This window comes from Paenibacillus sp. E222 (assembly GCF_013401555.1).
In the GTDB taxonomy this organism is placed as follows: Bacteria; Bacillota; Bacilli; order Paenibacillales; family Paenibacillaceae; genus Paenibacillus.
The window spans coordinates 966812-986935 of record NZ_CP058552.1; the positions used below are offsets into that span (position 1 = coordinate 966812).

The window sequence follows — 20124 nt, forward strand, 5'->3', positions numbered from 1 at the left end:
CTTGTGACCTCCCCTAATCAGGTTTTGTTCTACTCGTACTATTTTAGGGAGTCCTTTCCAATATCTCCATTTAGAAAACGCACATTCGCTTTTAAAATTCAAACATGTTCCAGGTCACGATTTACGTTGTCTGTACTCATTCATGGACCTGCCTGTGCTTTTTTTGAATAAAACACTAAAATAATGCGGGTCCGTGATGCCGACCTGCTCGCCAATCTCATACCCCTTCAACTGGGTCTGTTTCAGTAAGGTCTCTGCCCTTTTCATACGCAAATTCGTAAGATACTCGACAAAGGTTTTCCCCGTTTCCTTCTTCATCAACCTTCCCAAATGACCTGGACTGACAAAGAAAGCCGCAGCGGTATTCGCCAGGCCGATATTCGGATCGCTCATATGATCTTCCAGGTACATCTTGACCTGACCGATCAGGTTGTCTTCCTTGGTCTGGTTTTTGGAATATACCGTTTCGGAAACATATTGAACGTAGTCTTCCAATCGGGTTATCAGTTCCGGCAGATGGTCGGCTGTAAGAATGGACACCAGTGCTTCGGTATTCAACACCTGATCACTCTCGATCTGCTGCTCCATTGCCGCTCGCTGGCATTCTGTGATCACGTCCATAGCTGCAAGGCGAAACTGTGACACACTCGAAAAGGACACATCAAAGATATGATGCAGCACTTCAATCGCACGCGCAGCAGAACCAACGCTAATATAAAATTGCAATCGCTGAAGAAGATCGGCGTTCGACCGATATGACTGCTCCCGGTTATCCACGATATCCTCGAAACAGACCACTTGATTTTTTCCGACAAAGGCTTGGTATTCCAGAGCGCGGCAGGCTTCCTGATAGGCTGCTGGGCCCTCCTCTACATGGCCATGCTTGCGTCCGATGCCTATGCTTAAGGCACAGGGATAGGAATTGGTAAGAAGGGGAATAAGCGCTTCGCCATCTTCAATAAAATCCACACCGGAATTGAAGCTGATGATCACAATCCGGTTTCGAGTATCCATCAAATGCACCACACCCGGTTCTTTTTCATAAAATGAGTCTATTTCGTTGCTGCACTCCATGCTGAGCAAAATCAACTGCTCCTCCGTCTCCTTGGCGGATGCAGTTGAAACTTCGATGACTGCGATCTGGATTTCACGGGTCGTCAGAAGCATCGGAATGTTAAAATAGGCCGCCTTCTCTCGAATTTCTGCCTGCGTGGTGAGTACGCCATTCAACCATTGCAGCATAAATTTTTCACGTAGGTAAGGGAAATTACGTTCCAGATCTGCCCTGAGCCTCTGAATTTCCTGTTCACGTTTTCGCTCCTCATCAATCATGGCCCTCAGCTTGTCCGTCACTGTAAGCAGCTCGGCAGCACGAATAGGCTTTAATATAAAATCCACGATGCCTATCTGGATGCTCTGGCGTGCATATTCAAATTCGTCATGCCCTGTGACGACCACGATTTTAATATCCGGGTACTTCTTCAGAATTAATCGGCTTAATTCAATCCCATCCATGTTAGGCATATAAATATCCGTAAACATAATATCCGGCTGCTGTTTGTCCACCAGATCCAGAGCTTCCTGCGCGTTCGAGGCTTCGCCCATGATGCTCATGCCTTGCTCCTCCCAGTTAATGCGCATACGAAGCAAGTTCCGTATCAAATATTCATCGTCTACAATCAGCACGTTCAATTGTTCCATGACGCATCTGCTCCATTCGGTATTTTGATCAAGATAGTCGTTCCTTGTCCTGCTCCACTGTGGATCGTGATGCCGTCTTCTATTCCATAGAACATTCGCAAGCGTTCCAGCGTCCCCCATAAGCCAAAGCTTCTGATTTCACCGTTCTGCTCCGTTTGAAGAATCTGATCGATCTTATGCTCGGACATGCCTATCCCATCATCGGAGATGGATAGTTCGACTCCGCCTTTTGTTTTGCTCGCATGAATTCGGATGGTGCCCTTTGATCCTTTGGGGCGAATACCATGATAGAGTGAATTTTCAGCCAGCGGTTGCAGCACAAGCTTGGGAATAGGCGTCTGCAAGCAGTCCTCATCCACGTGGAATTCCATCTCGAACGTATCCTGATAACGTGTTTTCTGAATTGTCATATAGTTTCTTACAATCTCGATTTCCTCCCCAAGGGTGATCACGTCCCGGCCTTTGCTGACACTCATGCGATAATACGTGCCCAGCGCCTCCAGCAGCTCGCATACCTGATGATTGCGCCCGGACAGTGCCAACGAAGTAATGGAATCCAGTGTGTTATACAAAAAATGCGGCTTGATCTGGGCCTGGAGTGTATTCAGTTCAGCTCTTCGAATCGTCTTCTGTTCTTCCAACTTGCGTTTGAGCATCTGGTCCATTTGTTCAATCATTTGGTTGTAACCTCTGAATAGCTGTTTAAATTCATAACTGTTCAGTTCCATATTCACTTTTCTGAAGTTGCCGCTCGGTGCTTTGTTCATGGATCGCAGAAGTTTATGAATGGGCTTGATAATACTGTTCGAAATGATGAATGAGCTGACAAAAAACACCGTTCCGTTCATGATTAGCATGACCAGGGCCAGTAACACAATGGATTTGTTGCGGGTATCGACCGTGTCGTACGAATTCATACTGATGAACTTCCAATGCTCATTGCCATCCGATCGATACGAGACCGCATATTTCTGTGATCCGTTATCCAGCGTAAGCGACCCTGAGCCGCTCTGCTCAAAATGCTGCTCCAGCTCCTCTTGGTGCGCAGCCAGGATGTCCTGAAAAGAGGTATTATCGGGATCGACGGTGGAGTTATCGACAATGATCTGATTGTGCTCATCCAGGATGGCAATCTGAAACGAATCCTGATTAATGAGGCTCGCGTACGCTTGCGCAAAGGATTCTCCTTTGATATTCATAACCAGCATCCCAAGCGGGGAGGTATTATCGATATCCCGAATCATCCGAATGAAGGAGACAAACGGTTTATCTTCCGCATCGGTGGATTCAGACTCGCTTCCATTACGTATCAGCACATACTTTCCTTTGTTGCGCACAGCCTGTTCATACCATGATGTTTCTTCAACATTCGCTTCCAGAAATGCAGGCAGTTCCTCTGTCCCGACGGAAAAGCGATGTCCCGAATTGTCATAAATATATACCGAATCAATCATTGGAACCGCTTGCATCAAATTGTACAAGTATGTACTGACCTTGGCCTGAGTTTGCAAATTGGCATAGACATCGCCTTGTCTTAACAAGTTTTGCAGATTGTGATCTGAGAAAATCATTTTGGAATAGTTATTTACATTGTCAATAATCAGCTCCACATTGGTCTGGATGGAGGTAATCGTTTGCAAGGACGTCTCATTGATTTTCTTCTGGGCCGAGTTCGCAGAGATTTGGGTTAGTACCCAGTAACTGAATACAACCGTGAGCAAAATGATTAGAAAATAAGCAAATGGTATTTTAAAGGCCAGTTTCTTAGGTTTGCTGCGAATGAAAGCTTGAAATTCATCAATCCACTTCATAATCACCACTGTCGTCCCCCGTTCAATATGACCTTGATCTGTTCTCACATATGCATTATAGCCTCAGCTTTGTTTTTATCTCAATAAACGTATCACCACTTACTCAAGCGCAGCTTTGCTGGCAAGCCCTTCTGAAACACCTCTATCCTCCTTGTTTAGTGAATCCGGCAGGAGCCAGGGATGCCATTCCTCTGCAAGTTGGCTATAATAAGGAAAGCCCTCTGGTCTGATGTACCAGCAGGAACCATGAATGATTTTTATAAAAGGCAGGAAAATTATGCGTACACGAGTTCATATTATTGCTCCTTACGAATCCATGACTACGATTATAGAAGAATGTATTCCGCTATTTCCCCAGTTAGCTATTCAATATGAAGTGGGCGACCTGATGAAAGGCGCCGAATTGGCGGCCCAGGCTGAACGAAACGGGGCGGAGATTGTGATTAGCCGCGGCGGTACTGCCCAACTAATTAAGGAAGCCGTAACCATTCCCGTCATTGATGTGCAGTTGTCCGGATATGACATGATTCGTTCGCTAACGCTGGCAAGCCAGTTCAACGGCCAAACGGCGATCGTTGGTTTTGCCAACATTACGTCAGGGGCGCAGTCAATTATCGATCTAATGGAACTGCCATTAAAGGTATATACCATACGCAGCTCCGAGGATGTGGCCAGGCTGCTGCTGGAGCTGAAAGCGTCAGGGTACCGTCAGATTGTTGGCGATGTCATCACCGTTAATACAGCCAAAACCTATGGAATGGAAGGATTGCTGATCCAGTCTGGCAAGGAATCCATCCTCAGAGCGCTTGAAGATGCCCAGTTGGTATATCGGTACTTGAGCAAAAATCATGCGATATCCATCATACTGAATAACCTGGTTACCAAGGAGCATCCAAATCTCATGATCTTGGACGACCAGAACGAGGTTGTATTCGAGAATTTGACTGATTTTGAACAGAATCCGCTGACCGATAATCACATTTACCTCACCAATACCAATCTGGATTTCCATCAATCCCAAGTTCAAAATGTGTTCATCGTGGATGATTACCAGCTTACGGTAACGGCCTATGAAACGACGTTAAGTAACAAAAGCTATAAAGTGTATTCCCTTGAAAAAGGACAGCCCTATGCTTTTGCACAATTCGGCATAACGGCGTATACCGATATATCCATGGAGCCGATCGTTGCCGAATCCCCTGCCATGCAGGGCGTATTGAAGAATATCCGGGCGCTTTACGAGAATCACGAACCCATTTATCTGCTAGGTGAAGCCGATTCGGGCAAGTCTTTTCTGGTAAAACATATTCATCAAATGTACTCCAGCGGTGGGCTGATGCTCCAAATCGATCTTGCTCAGGTTCCTCCAGGCCATTTGCACAAAATTCCACTCTCCAAAGTACGCAACGTGGAGATTAACCATTTGGAAAATGGCTCGAAAGATGAGGAATTGATCTCCTTCATTCAGACCTGTCTTCAGAGGCAGATCGGGGTATTCATCCTGGGGGAACAGGGATTGAATCCAAACAGAACGCTGGATGTCGAGCTGAATACAATCATTATGCCGAGCCTTGTGGACAGGCAGGAGGATCTTGCTCCACTGATCCAGCATTTCCTCAGCGATTACTACCAGAAGTATGGGACAGTTGCGGTGAAGATGAAAGAGGACGCGCTGCAGCTCATTAGAGATCAAGTTCCGCATTTGACAGCGAACCAGCTGAGGCATCTCATCAAACAGGCTGCACTGAATGAGCAGGACTACGTCATCTCAGCCGAGACCTTATCACATCTTCTTGGTGAACAGCCCTCATCCAATACGATGAAGCTCAATGGTACGCTGAAGGAAATCGAAAAAGAGATTATTCAACTCGTTCTACATGAGGAAAACAATAATCAATCCAAGGCGGCCGAACGCTTAGGGATTAACCGTGCCACGTTATGGCGTAAACTTAAAGAGTAACTTTAGGTTTACGCTTTTTTTACGCTTCTATGTGTTGCATAATTAAACACTCATAACTATTACTTAAAATTTACAATAAATAAGTGTTGCTAAAATAAACAATTTGGGATAACATAATCCCTGCAAGCGCTTTATAAAAACGATTACTTCATAAGGAGCCACTACTATGAACATTAAAGCAACATTAGATCGTATTCCTGGCGGTATGATGGTTGTTCCCCTGCTGCTCGGTGCAACCATTAACACATTCTTTCCGAATGCTTTGCGGATCGGAGGTTTCACCGAAGCCTTGTTCGTCAATAGCTCAAGCACATTGATCGCCCTGTTCCTGTTGATTGCTGGTACGCAAATTACGTTTAAGACGGCCGGTTCTTCGGTTGGTAAAGGCGTTACCTTGCTTGTGTTCAAGTGGGCAGTTGGTGCAATATTAGGTTTGATCGCCATCTATTTTGCGGATTCCAATGGTTTATTCCTTGGTTTGGCACCGCTTGCCATTATTGCCGCGATGACGAATTCCAACGGCGGACTGTACATCGCATTGGCCGGACAATACGGCAAAGAAGATGACAAGGCTGCTTATCCGTTCCTCGCGCTCAGCGACGGACCGTTCCTCACCATGGTTGCTCTTTCCATTTTCGGTGCGATGGGCTTCGCCAACGGCATGTTCTCCCCGATGGCTTTTGTAGCCGTACTGCTTCCACTGATCGTCGGTGTTGTTATCGGTAACCTGGATCGCAACCTTGCTGAATGGCTGCACAAAGGCAGCGACAAGCTCGTTCCATTCTTCGCCTTTTCACTCGGTATGGGCATCAACTTCTCGTCGATCATTCAAGGTGGATTAAGCGGTATCTTGTTGGGTGTCCTGACTGTACTGATCACTGGCGGCGTTGGATTCCTGCTGTTCAGAGCTATTGGCTGGAACCCGATCGTTGGTGCTTCTGAGGGTTCTACTGCCGGTAATGCTGTAGGTACGCCTGCTGCCATCGTAGCTGCAAACGCTTCTTTTGCCCCGATTGCCGAGATTGCTACGGTACAGATTGCTGCAAGTGTTGTGACAACTGCCATTCTGCTGCCGATCTTCATCGGATTCCTCTCCAAAAGGCTGGAGAAATCAGGCGGTGTCGAGAAATACAATCAAAGACCGTCCACATAAATGCAATGAATTTAGCTGACCGGACTTATATTAAATTTTGATTTCCAAGGAGGGATGACTGCATGAAATTAGCCATTATTGCAGATGATTTGACCGGCGCCAATGACAGCGGGGTGCAGCTTGCCCGTCATGGATTAAAGACAAGCGTACTATTCAACATGGACGAAGATAACATTCGTCATTACGATGCAGTCGTGTTTGATACGGATAGCCGTTCCATCACACCGGAGGATGCGTATCAGCGGGTTAGCCGCGCAGCGGAATTGCTGTTAAGGAACGGATTTGGTACCATTTTCAAAAAAATGGATTCGACCATGCGCGGAAACATCGGGATTGAGATCGACGCTTTGTACGATGTGGTCAAACCCGATTTCATGATGATTGCCCCGGGCTATCCCAAGAACAACCGCACCATTCTTAATGGCACGCATTATCTGAACGGGGTTCCACTGGCCGATACCGAGATTGCGAATGATCCTAAGACACCTGTGACCCTTTCGTATCTTCCGGATTTGCTCAAGCTCCAGACCAAGTATGAAGTGGGCGAGATTACGGTGAGTGATCTTGAATCGGGTACAGATCATATGAAGACGCAACTGGAAACCTTGAAGGCAAACGGCATTCCCTATATCCTCGTCGACTCGACAGATGAGCAGCATTTGGAGCAGGTTCTGAGTATCACCAGTGAGCTGGATTATTCATTTGCCTGGGCAGGCTCGGCAGGTATCGCGAACTACCTTCCCACTCATTACGGCTTTGGAGCCAAGTCTGCGGAATTAAACATTCCGGCAAATCCAGGTCCAATCCTCACTGTTGTAGGGAGTGTGAACAAAAACTCTCGTGAACAGCTCAAGCTGTTGCTGCAGAAAACCAACGTATCATCCATCCCGTTCCACTCGTTCAAAGCCGTATCGGGATCGGCAGATCGTGAGCAAGAAATCGATCGGGTGTATGAGGAAGTGATGGCCAAAGCCGTGGAAGGTAATGACGTTGTTCTCTATTCAACCGCCGAACAGGTAGATATTGAACTAGCACGTGCTACGGGTGAAGTCAGAGGACTTAATCACACCGAGGTCAGCAATGAAATTGTACGAGCCATAGGTGAAATCTGTGCCAAGCTGCTGGAGAATGGGTACTTCAAAGGTGTATCCATGACGGGCGGAGATACAGCTAAACAAATCTGTATGAAGTGGAATATCAGCGGTTTCGAGCTGCTCGATGAGCTTGAAATTGGTGTACCGATATCGAAATTTATTGGAATTGAGGATCTGCACGTGATTACCAAAGCGGGCGGATTCGGCAAGCCCGACGTCTTCATCCATGCCATTGAAAAATTAAAAGGAGGAGTTACCGTATGAAACCAACCGTTGGAATTACCATGGGAGATGCAGCAGGTATTGGACCCGAGATCATTATGAAAGCATTGGGCCATCAGGAGGTCTACAACAATTGCAATCCACTCGTCATTGGCGATGCCAAAATATTGGAGCGTGTCCTGCCTGTCATCGGATCGAGCCTGAAGGTACATGCTATTCTTGAGCCATCCGAAGCCAAGTATGAATTCGGCACTGTAGACGTTATTGACCTGGATCTCATTCCTGCCAATCTGGAGTATGGGAAAGTATCTGCCGTTGCGGGAGATGCAGCATTTCAGTTTCTGGCGAAAGCCATTGATCTAGCCAAAAAACAGCAAATCCACTCCATCTGCACGGCGCCTCTGAACAAGGAAGCCCTGCACCTGGGCGGGCACTTGTATCCAGGTCACACCGAGATTTTGGCCGATTTGACCGATACAGAGGATTTCTCCATGATGCTGACTACACCCAATCTGCGAGTAATTCACCTTACGACACATATGGGCTTGATTGATGCCATTGCGAGCATCAACCCGGAAAGAACATACACTGTGGTTAAGCTGGCTCATGATACGTTGCAAAAAGCCGGCTTCGAAAATCCACGTGTAGCTGTTTGCGGTATTAACCCACATGCAGGTGAGAACGGATTGTTCGGTAATGGTGAAGAGGAAGAAAAACTGCAGCCCGGCATCGAACGTGCGCAAAAGGAAGGCATTAACGTGGTTGGTCCACTTCCGGCGGACACGTTATTCTTCCGCGCTGGCCGTGGCGATTTTGATATCGTTGTAGCTTGTTATCACGATCAGGGACATGCCCCTATCAAAGTTATGGGTATTGAAGAAGGCGTGAACATTACGGTAGGTCTCAAAGGCGGCATTATCCGTACTTCGGTAGACCATGGAACAGCCTTTGACATCGCAGGCAAAAACATCGCCGATGATAAAAGTATGCTGGCCGCCATTCGTTCCGCCATTGAACTTGCGCCAAAAACGCAAATTTAACAGCACGTATTCACATATAAAGATTAAAAGCAGCGATTCTGTCATCACGGAAGAATCGCTGCTTTTCCTTTTGGGGTCAAAATATTTTGATTCATCGGCAAGGAACTTGTTCATAGTCACTTTATTGACGATCGTACCAATAGCCAGGAATACCTCGTTCAAGACGCATCAACGCTTCAAGATAAAAATAATCGCCCCAGATCGTGTAATCGTCAGGTGAATCTCCACCTCTTACGGAGTAAGAACCATGCTTTAGCAGACCCTCGGCTGTGTCCGAGCCCTGCGTGGAATAATGATTAATTAAGGATCTCATGGACGATTCCGCTGCTTTCCGAAAAACCTCCTGCTCAGGATCTGCCTCATCAAGCCGTCCGGCAATTTCTAGCAGACCACAGCAAACAATGGCCGATGCAGAACTGTCCCGTTTCGTGTCAGGCATCTGCGGGGCATCAAAATCCCAGTACGCTACTTCATCCTCCGGAAGATGAGCAAGGAAATAACGGGCAAGACGTTTGGCTGTCTCCAGCAGCTCTGCACTTTGCAGATAGCGGCTGCACAGTGCAAAACCATATATCCCCCATGCCTGTCCGCGAGTCCAGGTAGAACCATCATTGTAGCCTTGATGCGTACCCCCTCGAATGGCTTCTCCGGTAGCCTGGTCAAAATAAAAGGTATGATAACTGGAGTCGTCTCCACGAACGAGGAAACGGCGGCTTTTCAACGCATGCAGCTCGGCAACGCGGCGATACTCCTCGTTATTGGTCTGCTCATACGCCCAGAACAGCAGTGGAAGATTGAGCAGGCAATCGATAATAATTCGCCCTCCGTTATTCACATCACCTTTCCGTCCCCACGCCTGAATCAGTCCAGCATCCTCCCGCCAGCGTTTCATCAGCATATCGGCGGCTTCCAGCGTGAGTTTCCTTGCGGGCGCGTCATGCTCCACAATCCATTGTGCCTTAGAAGACAAGGAATAGAGGAAACCAATATCATGATGATCGAAAATGATTTTCTGTTCCATTCGCCGACGGAAGTTATCGACGCTATTCACTGCAGCCTCACGAAACCTCGGGTCCTGAGTATACTCCGTGCATAACCACAGGATGCCTGACCAGAACCCTGCCGTCCACTCCGTATTATCGTTCAGCACATAATGCTCATCCCCATTACTAACATGGGGAAAGCGCCCTTCAAATCGATCTATATTACGCCGGATGACAGGGAGTGCATCTTCAATAGCTTTTTTCCACATGGAACAGTTCCTCCTCTAGGCAAGTCATATTCTTCAACCCTCTTGCTGGACAAGTCTGCTATTTTGCTTATATTGGCCGGGTGTAATTCCCTCATATTTCTTGAAGACACGAATGAACGAATTGCTGTTCAGGAAACCCACCCGCTCGGATACGTCCTGGATCGTCAATTCCTCTGCCTGTAGAATTTTCTTGGATTGCTCAATTCGATATTGGTTGATGTAATCGATCACGTTGACCCCGGTCTGTTCTTTGAAGTACTTGGAGACATAGGTTGGATGAAACCGAAAGCGCTCGGATAAATGGGTTAAGCCCAGATTGACATCCCCATAACTCTCATGAATGAATTCCACCAGTTGATCCCTCAATTCCTCACTGCGGGAACGCTTGCGCTCATGCACCGTCTGGCATACCGTCTCCAGTATTCGCAGCAATTCGGACTCGATCTCCTCAAAGGTCTCACATGCAAACAATTGCCGAATCAGATCGTTGCGCTGCGTCATCTCGTTCTGGTCATCCGTCTTGATTTGTTCGGTAGCTTTCAGAAAGGTACCAATCAACTCAAACATCAGACAACGAGCCAGTTCAACAGACAAGGGCTCTCCGGCAAAATTAGTCATGAGAATTTCATTCATCACTTCCGTGGAACGAGCATAATTGCCTGTAGCGATATAATTGATGAGCTGTCTCTCCAGATCAAGAGGGTAATACAGCTCCTCCTTGGGCCGACGAATTCGGTTCGGGTCAATAATTTGACCGATCCCCAGAATCAGCCTGTATTCCAGCGCTTCTTCCGATTCCCGGAAACAATCTGATATCTCCGTGATACGTTGATGAACATGGCTAACGCCAACAGAGAAGTAAACGCAGAATCGGGAGCCGATGAAACGCTGGGCTTCTTCGACTGCACGAATTAACCGATGACTGGTATGCTCCTCACACTCCCGAATATTGATCAGGAACGCGATTCTTCCATCAATGTCGGCAGAGTATACATGACCGATCGAGCCGATCATCTCCTCCAGCACATTGGTCAGAATCAGGTGCACAAATTGATGCTTCTCCTCCTGGTCCTGCTCACGTACTCTGGAACGGAACAGTCCTTCAACATCCTCAATGTGCAGGAGCAATACGGCAAACGAATCCGTCTCGAACCGAATACCCGAACGTTCCAGGGTCGATGCGAACTCCTCACCCACCTGTACCCTTCCCTTCATCAACTTGGAGAGCAAACTGCTCCGTATTACGCTTTGCTGATCCTTAAGCCTGTTCGCAAATTGATCCTGCTCTTCCCAGGCTTGGATCAGAACAGATTGCAAAATGCCATATTCATCGTCCGGCTGCTCCAGTTTCCATTTGACCTTATCCGAGATAATGTTCATGATCCGTCCTAGCGGACGGTAATTCCGTCTGGTGAACCACCAGGCTGCCACCCCGCCAAGGATAAGTCCTGCGGCAACACCTCCAAGCGTAATATCGCGGATTACCGTCAGCTTCTTGGCATAGATTCGGGTAGGTATGATGGATACATACTTCCAGTCCTGGATCTTAGAAGAAATCTGCGATATGGTCACGGATTCTCCGTTCCAATCGATCGTTTCCGTTCTTTTCCCAGCATCATCGAAAAGGTTAAGGTCCTCCCCATTCATGTAAGGGGTTTCAAGTGATCCGGTAGAAAATAACGTTTGACCGTCGTGATCCAGAATGAACACGGTGCTCTCTTTTTCCAAACGTACGTTATCAATGGCTTGCTGGAATCGGTTGGGGTCCAGGTTAACAACGAAGGTCGCAGGGCTGTCAGCGCCATTCTGAATAGGAAACGGCTGAATATAGACCAGCGTGTCTTCAATCCGTCGATCTTCACTCCGTACCTCCATCTTTCGGTACATGCTCTTACCGGAATTGTGCATAAGCCGGGTCCATGCTTCCTCGGTTACATTGGTGCCCTGATAGAACATGTCATATAGATAATTTTTTTGAATAAGTGAAGACGAGGACAACGCAATATCGGGTTGTTTGATATAAATGTACAATTCACTAATCAGGCCGTTTCCGACGCGTGTAGATTTTAGGTTTTTGATCAGATCAATCCCCATGAATCTCCAGCGGGCATCCTGTTCAGACGCATGATTAATGAAGCTCATGAGTTGAGAGTCAGCCATTAATTGATTGCTAATGCTGCCAATATCCCCAATCTGGTTATCAATGGTTTCCTGTACCTGAGATAACAGCACCATGTTGGAACGATTAACTTCTTCCTCAAGCAACATGCGAGACTCGGCAAAAACAGCAGCACCGATCACAATCGGTATGAGCAGAATGACCATGTAAGAAATGCCCCAGGATAACAGGATGCTTTTTCTCTTCATGCGTCTCCTCCTCACCGTTTGTTATTTGGTATGGCTTGATAAGGCAACTCTATTCTTTGATTGCTCCGATCATAACACCTTTAACAAAGTATTTCTGCAGAAACGGATAGATGAACAATATAGGCAGGGTGGCTACCATAACGGTTGCATATTTTACACTTTCCCCGATGGCTTCTTTGTCCATAGCGGTCGCTCCTGTGGTCATCGAGTCTGTACTGTTCTGAATCAGAATTTCTCGCAGCACCAGTTGAAGTGGAAACAGGTTCCGGTCCCGAATATACAGGATCGCACTGAACCATGAATTCCAGTGACCGACGCCATAAAAGAGAATCATCACCGCAATAACGGGCATGGACAATGGTACGACGATCCGCCACAGAATGAGCATCTCTCCCGCCCCGTCTATACGTGCCGACTCTAGTAGGCTTTCCGAGATTTCCGCAAAGGAAGTTCGCATAATAATCAGATTATAGCTGCTGATCAGACCGGGTACAATCAGAGCCCAGAGGCTGTTCCCCATATGGAGCGTGTTATTAATCAACAGATAAGAGGGTATGATTCCGCCGTTAAAAAACATCGTGAACACAATCGCCAGCATAATCGTATTTCGGAGCATAAAGCTTTTGCGGGATAACGTGTACGCCCCCAGAATGGTGAACAGCAGATTAAGCGCCGTGCCCACCACCACAATGAATATCGTATTCCGGTATCCGGACAGAATATTGGGGTTGCTTAGCACCAGCTTGTAGCTCTCCATTGTAATTCCTTTGGGGAAAAGCAGCAGGCCTCTATGGGCCATGAGTTGACCTGAGTCGCTAAGCGATGCATTCAGCACATGCAGCAGCGGATACAAGGTTACGATAATCAGCCCTGTCATCAGAATCGCGTTCGCACCGCCAAACAACCGCTCTCCAATGGACCTTTTCATTCGCAAAAGAAACCCCTCCCTTCAACTCGTTCTTGGCTAGAACAGTTTCGTATTGGATATCACCTTGGACAGACGGTTGGCACCGATTAGCAGCGCAAAGTTAATGACCGACTGGAACAGACCCACCGCGGTTGTATAGCTGAATTCAGCACTTTCACTAATCCCTTTGCGGTAGACAAACGTCGAGATTACATCTGCTGTATCATACACATTCGGATTATAGAGCAGAATAATTTTCTCGAACCCAATCTCCATCAATCCTCCAATGCGGAGTATAAGGAGAATCATAATCATCGGAATGATGCCGGGAAGCGTGATATGCCACACCTGGCGAAGCCGACTCGCTCCGTCCACGTTGGCAGCATCGTAGAGCTCGGGGTTAATGCCGCTAAGCGCAGCCAAATAAATGATGCTGGAGAAGCCAAGCTCCTGCCAGATCGATGAGGCGGTATATATGGTACGAAAATTGGCCGGATCACTGAGAAGCGCACTGCTCTGACCGCCAAAATAACCAATGATGGTGTTAAACAGTCCATCCCGGGACGAGAAATCAACAATCATACCGCAGATGACAACAATGGAAATAAAGTGAGGAATGTACGAGATCGTCTGCACCGTACGTTTGAATATTTCATGTCTGAGCTCATTAAGCAGAAGAGCAAGAAGAATGGGTGCCGGAAAACCGAACAACAGCTGATAAAAGCTTAGCAAAAGAGTATTCTTCAGAATTCTCCAGAAATAATAGCTCTGAAAGAAATCACGAAAATGCTGCAATCCGACCCAATCACTGCCCCATATGCCTTTGCCCACCGAGTAGTCTTTGAACGCAATGATGGCTCCGTACATCGGCAGGTATTTGAAGACGAGAAAATATAAAACGACGGGGAGAGCCATCCAATAGATGGCTTTATTCTTTTTGTAATTGAGCCATAACAAGGAAAGCTTGTGCGACAACTCCTTCATCCCCTTCCTTTTTCATTCCAAAGAGGGCGTCCAGGGCAGCAAAGCCGTAAAAAGGCTTCATTACCCTTGGACATCTCTTCCTTATCTGGCGTTATACCGATCCAGAGCAGCTTGCTGAATTTCAATAGCTCGTTTCACGTTAAACTTGTTGATCTGATCCACAAACTTGTCAAAGTTCTCTATCGGTTCAACCCCAATGACAAACTTGACGAACATCTCGTCCCGGTAAGTTCCAATATCACTCATGATTTTGCTGTACTCTGTAGATTCTTCTGTTGTCAGACTGGTCGGAGGAAGGCCTACCTTCAGCGTATTCTCGCTATATTTGGAGAACAGAACCGCTGCATCCTTCTGCTGTTGGAGCTGATAATATTGCTCGTTGTACCGGTCGTCATCCTCCCCAACGAAGGGATAGTTCGCAATAAAATGTTTGGCCATGGCTTGAGCAACCGACAGGCCGTCCGGATTTTTCAAAATCTCATCAGTATAGGTCGGGTAACCGTCCTTCATCGTGTAGGTGAGGCCCTCTACACCGAAATTTTTCAGCATATGTCCTTCTTCACTGAAGAAATAATCGAGTGCTTTGACCGTTTCCTCCGGATGTTTGTTGCTATTGGTGAGCACAACGCCGCTACTGCTCCACTCCCAGGAACGTCCGGTAAACATCGGTTCATCGCCCTTATTCAGCACCGGATATTGTGTGGCTGTCAGGTTGGCGTTCGGATCCGTTTCCTGCAGAGCGGGCAGGTAGCGGCCTACACCTCCACCGATGAAGGTGAAAAATGCACCCGCTTGACTGCTCAAAATTTTGGCGTCGTATGTTTTCTGGTCATTGGTAGCAAAATCGGGATCAATCAATCCCTCCTGATACCAGCGATGGAACATGGTTAGAAATTCCTTATATTCAGGCTCAATTGGTCCATAGACTACCTTGCCATCTTTCATAAACGTATTATTAGTGATGCCATAAGCCTCCAGATATGTCGGTGCCGCTGGTCCCATCGTGGTCATTTTGGGTGGTGCACCAAACAATAGCGGCGCTGCTACGCCTTTTTTCTCTTTGAAGGCCTTGAGTACCGTCTCCCACTCCTCCAGCGTTTCCGGTTTCTCCAGCTTTAGCTCATCCAACCAATCCTGACGGATGAATGTGCCGCCGAAGGTTTTGTATTCCCCCAGACGCAGATGCGGTATTGCATAGATGTCTCCGTTGTCGGCTTTTAACTGTTTGGCAACCTCAGGATTCTCTTCCAGGATCTTTTTCAAATTGGGAGCGTATTCATCAATGAGTTCGTTCAATCGAATGATGATACCATCATTGAATAGCTTGGCGTAATCTCCATTGACAAACATGGCATCAGGCAGCTGATTCGAGGCAATCATGACATTGAACTGTTCGGTCTCGGCACCCACAGCGGGATGCTGGAATTCGATTTTGGTATTGGTTTTCTTCTCCCATTCCTTAATCGCCGTAATTTCATTCATGCTCTTGAGTGTGATGGAAGCATTGGTATTCATCGACATCCAGATTGAAATGGGGGTGGGTCCATCTCCTCCTGCTTCACCTGCACTTCCATTTCCCCCTGAACAGCCCCCAAGAATAGCAATACTCATCATTAGGCAGATTCCAATTGCCAGTCGTTTTCTCCATGACCTTTTCATCGCTTCACGTCCCCCCATTGAATGTGTATCGTGGATAAGCAGCCCTGTCATCGCTCTCCATAAAGTTACCGCTTGCCCGATATATTGGCTATCCTCCATTCTTGCCGGCATATCCAAAATTTGATATTTCCTTGTGCAGCGCAGGATTTGCACATGAATGCAAAAGATCAAGATCATAATTCCAGATTGAACGGTGAGCGTGAGCACAAGAAAGAGATCGATCAAGCCCGTTTCCAAAATCATAAGGTGTTTGACCAGTCGCTGCCACATATATGGAATAAACTAATATCACTTCTTAATTGAGCGTGTTCGTTTTTTTCATAAGGAGCGTCCAACAACGTGAAGGAGGAAACAGGAATGGCGATCCGCTACAGCATCATTATCCCAACCTATAATCGGGCCCATCAGTTATCGCTTACTCTGGCAGCCTTAGAGACACAAACCTACCCGAAGCACCTTTTCGAAGTCATCGTAGCTGATGACGGTTCCACTGATGGAACGAAAGAACAGATTCAGGCATTCCAGTCTTCATATCCTTTGACCTACGTATCGCAGACGGAGCAACGTGGCAGATCAGCGATCCGGAATTTGGGACTTCAGCATGCCAAAGGGCTATATGTTATCTTCTGTGATGCTGACTTTCTGGCATTACCCGAATTTATTCGAACCGTGCGTCAATATCATCGTAAAAATCCCAGAGCCGTCGTTTCGGGTTTTCCACATTCCTTTGCCGATGCTTATACCCACTACTATCCAGACTTCTCGCCCTCGGAAAAAGATCATTGCCGTTCAATCCTTACCCCTTCAAACTTATGGCGTCCTGAATTTGATGCAGCGAATGAAATCGTCCCACTGGTCACACCGGAAGACATCATTCAACAGACAGATACATTGTCCAAAGTGATTTTCCCAACCAAAATACCGCCTGGTGTCATCAAGCAATTTGCCAGCACCGATGTGGCTCCCTGGATGTTACTTGTCACTCGGTGTGTATCCATCCGACGAAGCCTTCTGAATCGAGTTGGAGGTTTCAATGAACGATTTGTACTGTATGGGCTTGAAGACTGGGATCTGGGCTACAGACTGCATCGTTTGAAAGTGCCCTTCTACTGTATGAAGGAGGTCGTAGGTTATCATCAAGAACATCCTACCCATTTCCGAGGGGAAGTGCTCAATACAGAAAATCTGAAAATCATGCTCGAAACCTATGGATTCAATGATTCCGCACTCAATTTATTCTGCGTTGTACCACCATCAGCTGACCTCCAAACCTACAAAAAAACGCTGCGAATCTTGCGCAGAGGCTTCCGGTCCAGAACAACACGTTCTTCCGCACGATTGTTAAAGAAAACATTACGGATTGCTGCCAAACACTTCGCGCTTCAAACAGATGTGGAAGCGTATAAAAGATCGCTCGCAAGAATACAGAGAAAAGCAAAAGGCAGAAAAAGTCGGGTGGCTCGCGTTTTACAGGATATGGCGCAGAGATCTAAGAATTTGGTTGAGTAGTTAGCTGTATCAATAAACTTCGCCCATATTACTCCTGCTCCAAGTGCATTCACTTTTTTAATACAACAAAAAGCCTCCTATCTACATCTTTGTAGAATAGAAGGCTTTGTTTCCTTTATACTCGTCTCCTCACCTTACGATGAATCGCACGTTTTCAAATTCAGCAATTTAAAATTCTTCGTATTCACTCGGGTCCTGATTCCACAACCGTCCATCTTTACGATTATAAGAAGAAATGACTTCCATCTCTTTCTCGCTCAACTCGAAATCGAAAATATCGATATTTTCTTGCTGGTGTTGAAGCGAGCCTGCTTTAGGAATAGGAATTGACCCAAGCTGGGTATGCCAGCGTAAAATAACCTGCGTACCCGTTTTGCCATGAGCTTCGGCAATTCGAAGGATCTGCTCATCTTTCACGATATCTTGTACTGCGTCATTGCCACGTCCAATGGGACTCCACGATTCGTTAATAATGCCATGCTGCGAATCCTTCTCCCGCTGATCTGCTTGATCAAAGAATGGATGCAGCTCAATCTGATTCAGACTTGGCGCTACTCCGGTCTCCTTAATTAAACGTTCATTGTGTTCCGGAAGGAAATTGCTAACTCCGATGGAACGGATATATCCGCGTTTTTTCGCCTCAATGAGTGCCTGCCACGCTTCCACATACATATCCTGCTTGGGATTCGGCCAGTGAATCAGATATAGATCATAATAATCCAGATCTGCTCTGTATAGAGATTCCTGGATGGCTACAATCGCCTTTTCGAAGGCATGGTAACGCCCTGGCAGTTTAGATGAAATGAGCAGGTCTTCTCTGGAAACCGAGCTCTGCTTAATGGCCTTCCCGACAGTCGCCTCGTTCTCATAGTTATACGCTGTGTCAATCAGTCGGTAACCTGCATCCATCGCGGATGCTATGGAATTGACCCCTTTTTCGCCTTTTAAGCTATAGGTACCAAAGCCAATGGCAGGTACTTTTAGGCCATCATTCAACGTATATTCCGGAATTGTATGATTCATCTGGTAAACTCTCCTTTGCGAAAGATATACTAAAACGATATGGAAAAGGTGATATGCCCTCTCCGTTTATTCTACCCCTCCATACGCGGATGAATCAAATATAAGCCACCAACCCGTTATGCCGGGTGGTGGCTTTCTTGTCTAATTTTAATAAAGGCAAGTTGCCTCTTTATTCATGCGAAGAGATCGGCGTGGCCGATAACGACCGATCGCCCATAAAGTTCTGAATGGCGATAGCAGCCTGCTTGTACCCGCCAGCGTCGCGTAACGTTTTCCCAATAACCTCAGCATGTTCCTTGTAGGAGGCATTGCCGAGCACTTCTAATACCGCGTTTCTCAGTACGTCGGGTGTAAGGTTATTTTTATCCACGATGACCCCTGCTCCGAGCTCCTGCACCCGGCCTGCTACACGCGGCTGATCCGAGGTTAACGGGAGCATCACCAACGGTACATTATAATATAAAGCTTCACTTGTACTGTTCATGCCCGCATGTGTCAGAAAAGCATCCACACCCTGCAGCACTTCCAATTGTGGGAGATAAGGTCTGATGATGAAATTGTCAGGAATGAGATCAGCAATCGGCTCCAAATCAGTATCCTTCCCTGAAGACAGTATAAACTGCACAGGCAAATCACCGAAAGCCGTAAAGCACAGCTTATAAAAATCAAGATCCTTATTTAAAATGGTTCCCATCGAAATATAAACCGCCTGTTTATAAACGGCTTGCAGAGATTCCTTTGCAAAGGATGGTGCATCCTTACGGGGGGTAATCGATGGGCCAGTGAACACAAAGCTCTCATCCAGCTTGTCCCCCATGGGTTGAAAATAGCGGCTTGTATAAACAATCTTCAGTTGTCCTGGATGCCCTGAAAGCTCCGCCAAAGAAGGAACAGCCACATTGAACTGGGACGCTAATTGCTGGGACATCTCGATGATGTCGTTATATAGCTCCTTGACCTCCTCATCGTCCTCCTTCAGTTGATTTTGATTACCTGATCCGAGAGGTTCCACAAAAACAAAAGTGGTGGTTGAGCATACTGCTGGGATACCCAGCTTTTCGCCTAAAATTTGTCCTCCCCAGCCTATTAAAGAGTCAAAAATTAAATAATCGTAGGTTTCATTTTCAATCAGATTCAGGACATCCGGAATAAAGCGTTGAATAATTTTTTTCATAACCATATATAAAAATTGGTAAGGATGCTTGATTTCAAATGGCTTCATATCTGGGTTGTTGAGCAGGGTAGCCTCGTTGAAGGAGTAGGCTTTAAATTGTGCACCTAACGCTTCAATCTTCGTCCGATATTTTTCCGTACAACAGTAGACGACCTCATCGCCGTTCTCTATCAGTTCCTTGATTATTCCGAGTGTCGGATTGATATGTCCTTCTGCAGGCATCATTACTACTAATACACGTGCCACGAAATTCACCTCCATTAATTTT

General features: G+C 46.7%; 14 protein-coding genes. 5 read left to right on the top strand and 9 right to left on the bottom strand.

What is annotated here, in order from left to right; all coding sequences use genetic code 11:
• Positions 1-114: 114 nt before the first annotated feature.
• Entirely contained in the window at positions 115-1701 is a 1587-nt protein-coding gene (locus tag HW560_RS04325) for a response regulator (protein ID WP_090905035.1), read from the bottom strand.
• Positions 1689-3512 (bottom strand): cache domain-containing sensor histidine kinase, encoded by a 1824-nt coding sequence (locus HW560_RS04330; protein ID WP_090905147.1) that lies wholly within the window; start codon positions 3510-3512, stop codon positions 1689-1691. Before HW560_RS04330 ends, HW560_RS04325 begins: the two co-directional genes overlap by 13 nt.
• A 250-nt stretch (positions 3513-3762) precedes the next feature.
• Between HW560_RS04330 and HW560_RS04335 the strand changes: the two genes are divergently transcribed.
• From HW560_RS04335 to pdxA, 4 genes are all read left to right on the top strand, one after another.
• A complete protein-coding gene (locus HW560_RS04335; RefSeq protein ID WP_257031697.1) occupies positions 3763-5472 on the top strand; it encodes a sigma-54-dependent transcriptional regulator in 1710 nt (569 codons plus the stop codon).
• 166 nt (positions 5473-5638) lie between these two features.
• Positions 5639-6625: a 2-keto-3-deoxygluconate permease gene (locus HW560_RS04340; RefSeq protein ID WP_090905033.1), complete on the top strand. Its 987-nt coding sequence runs from the start codon at positions 5639-5641 to the stop codon at positions 6623-6625.
• 62 nt (positions 6626-6687) lie between these two features.
• Positions 6688-7983: a four-carbon acid sugar kinase family protein gene (locus HW560_RS04345; protein WP_179262166.1), complete on the top strand. Its 1296-nt coding sequence runs from the start codon at positions 6688-6690 to the stop codon at positions 7981-7983.
• Positions 7980-8981, top strand: coding sequence for a 4-hydroxythreonine-4-phosphate dehydrogenase PdxA (gene pdxA, locus HW560_RS04350; RefSeq protein WP_179262168.1), 1002 nt, complete (start codon positions 7980-7982; stop codon positions 8979-8981). Before HW560_RS04345 ends, pdxA begins: the two co-directional genes overlap by 4 nt.
• Positions 8982-9102: 121 nt before the next feature.
• On the opposite strand, the gene HW560_RS04355 is transcribed toward pdxA, so the two are convergent.
• The 5 genes from HW560_RS04355 to HW560_RS04375 form a co-directional block, all read right to left on the bottom strand.
• Positions 9103-10233 carry a glycoside hydrolase family 88 protein gene (locus tag HW560_RS04355; RefSeq protein ID WP_179262170.1) on the bottom strand — a complete coding sequence of 377 codons (1131 nt, stop codon included), beginning with the start codon at positions 10231-10233 and terminating at the stop codon, positions 9103-9105.
• A gap of 33 nt (positions 10234-10266) precedes the next feature.
• The gene (locus HW560_RS04360; protein ID WP_179262172.1) at positions 10267-12600 is read right to left on the bottom strand and encodes a helix-turn-helix domain-containing protein; all 2334 of its coding nucleotides are present in this window, start codon (positions 12598-12600) and stop codon (positions 10267-10269) included.
• A 49-nt stretch (positions 12601-12649) separates the two neighbouring features.
• Positions 12650-13528: a carbohydrate ABC transporter permease gene (locus HW560_RS04365; RefSeq protein WP_373564991.1), complete on the bottom strand. Its 879-nt coding sequence runs from the start codon at positions 13526-13528 to the stop codon at positions 12650-12652.
• 36 nt (positions 13529-13564) lie between these two features.
• Positions 13565-14491, bottom strand: a complete 927-nt coding sequence (locus HW560_RS04370; RefSeq protein ID WP_179262176.1) for an ABC transporter permease — start codon at positions 14489-14491, stop codon at positions 13565-13567.
• An 81-nt stretch (positions 14492-14572) separates the two neighbouring features.
• A complete protein-coding gene (locus HW560_RS04375) occupies positions 14573-16261 on the bottom strand; it encodes an extracellular solute-binding protein (RefSeq protein WP_256222542.1) in 1689 nt (562 codons plus the stop codon).
• A gap of 246 nt (positions 16262-16507) precedes the next feature.
• Between HW560_RS04375 and HW560_RS04380 the strand changes: the two genes are divergently transcribed.
• Positions 16508-17659 (top strand): glycosyltransferase family 2 protein, encoded by a 1152-nt coding sequence (locus HW560_RS04380; protein WP_179265738.1) that lies wholly within the window; start codon positions 16508-16510, stop codon positions 17657-17659.
• 168 nt (positions 17660-17827) lie between these two features.
• On the opposite strand, the gene HW560_RS04385 is transcribed toward HW560_RS04380, so the two are convergent.
• Positions 17828-18682, bottom strand: a complete 855-nt coding sequence (locus HW560_RS04385; RefSeq protein WP_179262178.1) for an aldo/keto reductase — start codon at positions 18680-18682, stop codon at positions 17828-17830.
• Positions 18683-18851: 169 nt separating this feature from the next.
• Positions 18852-20102 (bottom strand): macrolide family glycosyltransferase, encoded by a 1251-nt coding sequence (locus HW560_RS04390; protein WP_179262180.1) that lies wholly within the window; start codon positions 20100-20102, stop codon positions 18852-18854.
• Positions 20103-20124: the final 22 nt, after the last annotated feature.

Bases quoted from the DNA above. Each gene is read 5' to 3' on its own strand.
- HW560_RS04360 (WP_179262172.1), bottom strand. From the start codon at position 12,600: ATGAAGAGAAAAAGCATCCTGTTATCCTGGGGCATTTCTTACATGGTC.
- HW560_RS04325 (WP_090905035.1), bottom strand. From the start codon at position 1,701: ATGGAACAATTGAACGTGCTGATTGTAGACGATGAATATTTGATACGG.
- HW560_RS04385 (WP_179262178.1), bottom strand. From the start codon at position 18,682: ATGAATCATACAATTCCGGAATATACGTTGAATGATGGCCTAAAAGTA.
- HW560_RS04375 (WP_256222542.1), bottom strand. From the start codon at position 16,261: ATGCCGGCAAGAATGGAGGATAGCCAATATATCGGGCAAGCGGTAACT.
- HW560_RS04355 (WP_179262170.1), bottom strand. From the start codon at position 10,233: ATGTGGAAAAAAGCTATTGAAGATGCACTCCCTGTCATCCGGCGTAAT.
- pdxA (WP_179262168.1), top strand. From the start codon at position 7,980: ATGAAACCAACCGTTGGAATTACCATGGGAGATGCAGCAGGTATTGGA.
- HW560_RS04380 (WP_179265738.1), top strand. From the start codon at position 16,508: ATGGCGATCCGCTACAGCATCATTATCCCAACCTATAATCGGGCCCAT.
- HW560_RS04345 (WP_179262166.1), top strand. From the start codon at position 6,688: ATGAAATTAGCCATTATTGCAGATGATTTGACCGGCGCCAATGACAGC.
- HW560_RS04335 (WP_257031697.1), top strand. From the start codon at position 3,763: ATGATTTTTATAAAAGGCAGGAAAATTATGCGTACACGAGTTCATATT.
- HW560_RS04365 (WP_373564991.1), bottom strand. From the start codon at position 13,528: ATGAAAAGGTCCATTGGAGAGCGGTTGTTTGGCGGTGCGAACGCGATT.
- HW560_RS04340 (WP_090905033.1), top strand. From the start codon at position 5,639: ATGAACATTAAAGCAACATTAGATCGTATTCCTGGCGGTATGATGGTT.
- HW560_RS04370 (WP_179262176.1), bottom strand. From the start codon at position 14,491: ATGAAGGAGTTGTCGCACAAGCTTTCCTTGTTATGGCTCAATTACAAA.
- HW560_RS04330 (WP_090905147.1), bottom strand. From the start codon at position 3,512: ATGAAGTGGATTGATGAATTTCAAGCTTTCATTCGCAGCAAACCTAAG.